We start from the raw sequence: 4,883 nt of genomic DNA, 5'->3' as shown, positions 1-4,883 counted from the left end.
TCAGACAGTATGCCGCTCGCAGACTCAATTGTGACGCTACTACCAACCAAAGAAGAATGGGCCACAACCTTGTTCAGCGCACCCTCCAGCTCCCTGATGTTGGATTTTATGTTCTTGGCCAAAAATTCCAGAACTTCGTTGGGCACGTGCACGCCCATCTTTTCGATCTTAAGTTGCAGAATGCCAAGCCTCAGTTCGAAGGTGGTCTCGTTTATATCGGCAACCAACCCCCACCCCAAACGGGATTTTATTCTGTCCTCAACGCCGTCTAAATCGCTAGGGGACCTATCCGCAGAAATCACCAACTGCTTATTCTGGTCTATTAGGGCATTGAAGGTATGAAAGAACTCCTCCTGTGTGCTGTCCTTCCCGCTTATGAACTGCACGTCATCAACCATGAGGATATCGACCGAGCGAAACTGCTCTTTGAACAGCATGATGTCTTTACTCCGCAGCGCGGTAACATATTGGTACATGAACTTTTCAGCGGATAGATACGCGATTTTCCGCTTCACAGAAGAGTTGAGTATATACCACGCTATGGCATGCATGAGGTGCGTTTTACCTAACCCCACTCCCCCGTATAGGAACAGCGGATTACTTCCAGGAATGGGGGCAGAAGACTCTGCAACTCTCCTGGCAGCAGCAAACGCCAACTCATTTGGTTTGCCAACGACAAAATTGTCAAAAGTGAATCTCGGATCCAGAGGAGAGCTCAGGTGATCATAAGTGCCGCCTACCATCACCACAGGCGGGCCATCTACCGCCCCATCGGGGTGTTCGGCCATTTGTGGCTGCACACCAACGCCATCGCTCACGCATATGTCTACGGAATAGACGGCGTCGCTTTCGTCTTGCCAATATTTGAGGATGCGTTCCAAGTAGTGTACGAGAATCCACTCCTTGATAAACCTAGTGGGTACAAGCAAGACGACCCGGCCGTTTTCATTGCCGGAATACACCAGTGCGCTTAGCCAACTGTCGTATATGGCGCTGCCGTAAAAATCCCGCAACTTTTTCTGAACACCGCGCCATGCCGCATCGCCTCCATCTTGCCCCTGCCTTTTGTGAACCACGCAGCGTTCAGTAGTTTCGGATACATCAACCATAAAGCCAAACCCAAATAATACACCACCTACTTTGTGTCACATAAGTCTTAATAAACGCACAGAGCATTATCGCATCATAACGCCCCCACAAAGAGTTTGACGGCAGTAGAGCGCAGCACGGCACCCATGCGCGCCAATTGCTGCACATTTACCAACAGTAAGCAACCCATGCACCATACACGAAGGACAACACACACCTAAAACTAGAACCCACCGACACGCAAAAGGGCAACACCTGAGCCTAGACTTCATCCTTAACGCGAGTTATGTCCGGAGCATCAGCATCCTTGATTCCCACAACATGATATCCAGAATCCACATGCAAGACTTCCCCGGTAGTCCCCCTACCCAAATCACTCAACAGGTACATAGCGGCACCTCCAACTTCTTCGATACTGGTATTACGTCTGAGGGGAGCATTATATCTATTCCAAGCCAATATGTAACGGAACCCGCCCAAGCCCGCAGCAGCCAAAGTACGCACAGGGCCAGCAGATATCGCATTCACCCTAATCTGCTTCTTGCCCAAATCAACCGCAAGGTACCTGACACTGGCCTCAAGAGCCGCTTTACAAACACCCATCACGTTATAGTTGGGAACCACCTTCTCAGCGCCGTAGTAAGAGAGAGTTAGAATACTTCCCCCACCTTCCATCATAGACTCAGCCCTGCGGGCGACGGCAGTTAAGGAATAGCAGGAGACATGCATAGACAGCAAAAAGTTATCTAGCGTGGTGTCTATGTACCTACCCTGAAGCTCATTGCGGTCAGAAAAAGCTACTGCGTGGACTATGAAATCTATGCTGCCCCACTCCCTCTCAAGCACGGAAAACATGCTATCAATGGACTCATGATCAGAAACATCACACGGCATGACCAACTTAGAGCCAACGGACTCAGCAAGCGGCTCTACTCTTTTCTTTAAAGCATCAGAAAAATAGGTAAATGCAACTTCGGCGCCATGTTCACAAACAACCTTAGCTATGCCCCAGGCCAGGGACCGGTCATTCGCAACACCAATAATCACACCTCTTTTGCCACGCATCAGCCCACCGGTATGCACAGACAACCCACTAACTCTCAAAAACACATCGACGCGGGAGTGACGAGACTTGAACTCGCGACCTCAAACGTGACAGGCTTGCGCTCTAACCAACTGAGCTACACCCCCACAAGCCAAGCAGAATGCTAATGTCTTACAAATCCGTTGTCAATCACAGTTTTGCCGCGCACACGGATCGCGGAACATTGTATAACACGCACCTCTTGCGATAAATACTACAAGTACGATACAGCGCAAAGCGGCCCATAGCAGCCCATTGCAAGCAGGCATTGAGCAAAACATACAGACAAGAGTGCATAACCGCCTAAATACCGCAGGCAGTGCACCCGTGAAGCTACGATGCAATCACAGGCAGGTCAACAGTAAGCTACAGAAGAGCAATTGTGCACGGTACAGCGTTAAAATACAACCCCAGTAATTGCAGCAAAGACGCTATAGCCCCACAGTAGCACACCGAAACCTTCAAAATGGCACGCGGTTAAGTGCGTACCGAAGCACCAAAAAATCGAAAGGTGGCAGTACGCACTCAGTCTTCGGCAAGTCGGCGTTTTATTAATGTATTCACAAGCCCCGGGTTGGCCTGACCGTTGGTCTCCTTCATAACTTTCCCAACAAAGTACCCCAAAAGTTTTGTTTTGCCCTGCCTATATTCCGCAACCTCATCGGGGCTCTCACTTATTATTCTATCCACTATAGGGGCCAAAGTTTCTTCACTGGTGATCTGGCACAAGCCCTGCTCACGCACTATATCGGAGGCAGATTTTTCTGTTTCAAACATCAACGCAAAAACTTGCTTGGCCATTTTCCCAGATATTGTGCCATCAGCAACCAAGTCTAACAGCTCCACCAGACGTCCCGCGCTTACGGGTGAATCCGCAATGCTTGACCCACGTTTATTCAACGCACCAAAAAGTTCTCCAGTGATCCACGGCACGGCCAAATCCGGGGCGTGCTTGGCTACGACAGACTCAAAATATGCTGACACGTCCTTGTCCGAAGACAAAATATCCGCGTCGTACCGTGATAGGCCGATGTCTTGCATATACCTACGCTTCTTCTCCGACGGAAGCTCAGGTAGAGACGCGCGTATATTGTCGATGAATGCCGTAGTGAGCTCCAACGGCAACAAATCCGGGTCTGGAAAATAGCGGTAGTCGCATGCATCCTCCTTCTCGCGCATAGATCTGGTAGTGCACGTATCAACGTCGAACAACATGGTACTCTGGCTGACTACCCCACCGCTCTCGAGCACCTCCACCTGTCTGCACGCCTCATGCCTTATTGCTTGGGCCAGATGCTTGATAGAATTGAGGTTTTTGATCTCAGACCTCGCACCCAGATTGCTATCACCAACTTTTCTGACAGAAACGTTCGCGTCACAACGCAAGGAACCGTTTTTCCATGTCGCCATCGCAAGTCCCTATTGCGCGCAATATTATACGCAGTTTTTTGATGTACTCAGCAGCCTCTTCCGGAGATCGAAAATCGGGTGCAGACACAATTTCCATCAGGGCCACCCCAGCCCTGTTAAAATCTAGGTAGGTTTTATCCCCAACGTGCATACTCTTACCGGCATCTTGCTCCAGGTGGATTCTGGATATCCTGACGTCCTTACTACAACACTCGTCAAGTGTGATATGCCCGTCAGTTGCGATTGGAAAGTAGAATTGCGTTATCTGATAGCCAGATGCAAGATCAGGATAAAAATAATTTTTTCGGTCAAAAACCGAGTATTTGTGAACTTCGCAAGAGAGCGCCAGTGAGGTCCTAACCGCCTGCTCCACACAACGGGCGTTCAGCACCGGCAAAGTACCCGGCATTGCCACGTCAAACAACGCTACCTGCGTATTGGGCTCGGAACAAAAACCCGTAGAGGCCCCGGAGAATAGCTTGCTATTTGAAATAACCTGAGCATGCACCTCAAGGCCTATAACCATCTCCCACTCGTGGGTGTTTCCCTTAATTATCCCAGTATTTGCCGCCACACTCGCCCCACATCAACCCTTTTCAACAAGGCCGACACTTCCTTGGAAGCAATCACCTTCCCGTGCACCACGTACGACTCATGATTGTCATCAATTTTGGCAATCTCGTAGTAGTAATTTACCATAATGCCCATGGAACACGCTAGTCCCTTTTCTGACTTATCAGCCATCCAGTTTAGCCGCTTAACCGACGCACCATTGCTGAGGTGAAAGTGCGCGACCTGGTCTAATACTCTGTTGCCCTTCTTCTCATTGATTAGGTAATGTGCACACAATTTTAGGAACATTTCCTGTATTGGTAGAGCAAAGCTCCCATACTTACTGACCTTGCCCACAAGTGATTGTACCTCACCAAGAGTGTGCGTAATGCCCAATTTTTGTAGTATAACCACCTCATCCCGAGTCAGGCTCTTGAGCCACTGCACAAACCCAGGCACGGGAGAGAGCGTCACGTAGGTCTTTATATTGCGAAACTCGCAAGAAAGCCTCTCAACCACTCTTTTGATCAAAAAATTTCCCAGATTAATCCCACTCAGACCAACTTGAGTATTTGAGATCGAGTAGAAAACCGCAACCTTGGCATCGGCAGGATCTTTCTTAGGAATGCTACCATCCAGCAGTGCCTGCACGTTGTCCGCCACAGTGTCAACCAAGGCAACTTCCACAAATATCAGCGGCTCCCCCGGCATTTTGTAGTGAAAAAATGCGAAACACCGACGGTCGGAA

General features: G+C 49.4%; 3 protein-coding genes, 1 tRNA gene and 1 pseudogene. All 5 read right to left on the bottom strand.

Annotated elements, in window-relative coordinates; translation table 11 throughout:
• The coding region (gene dnaA / locus GAC_RS03870) for a chromosomal replication initiator protein DnaA (protein WP_037349501.1) at positions 1 to 1,109 on the bottom strand (1,109 nt) is incomplete at its 3' end.
• A 241-nt stretch (positions 1,110 to 1,350) separates the two neighbouring features.
• A complete protein-coding gene (fabI, locus tag GAC_RS03865) occupies positions 1,351 to 2,154 on the bottom strand; it encodes an enoyl-ACP reductase FabI (protein ID WP_044051808.1) in 804 nt (267 codons plus the stop codon).
• Between the two features lie 52 nt (positions 2,155 to 2,206).
• Positions 2,207 to 2,280, bottom strand: a tRNA-Asp gene (locus tag GAC_RS03860).
• A gap of 418 nt (positions 2,281 to 2,698) precedes the next feature.
• Positions 2,699 to 4,157, bottom strand: a pseudogene (gene gatB / locus GAC_RS03855) (Asp-tRNA(Asn)/Glu-tRNA(Gln) amidotransferase subunit GatB).
• Positions 4,136 to 4,883, bottom strand: a 748-nt coding sequence (locus GAC_RS03850; RefSeq protein WP_198920533.1) for a malonyl-CoA decarboxylase domain-containing protein, incomplete at its 5' end; no start/stop codon positions are given. The gene GAC_RS03850 and the pseudogene gatB, both read right to left, overlap by 22 nt.

The organism is Anaplasma marginale str. Florida (assembly GCF_000215485.1).
Taxonomy (GTDB): Bacteria; Pseudomonadota; Alphaproteobacteria; order Rickettsiales; family Anaplasmataceae; genus Anaplasma; species Anaplasma marginale.
The sequence above is the reverse complement of the archived record's forward strand: the minus strand, read 5'-3'. Positions and strand labels throughout refer to the sequence as shown.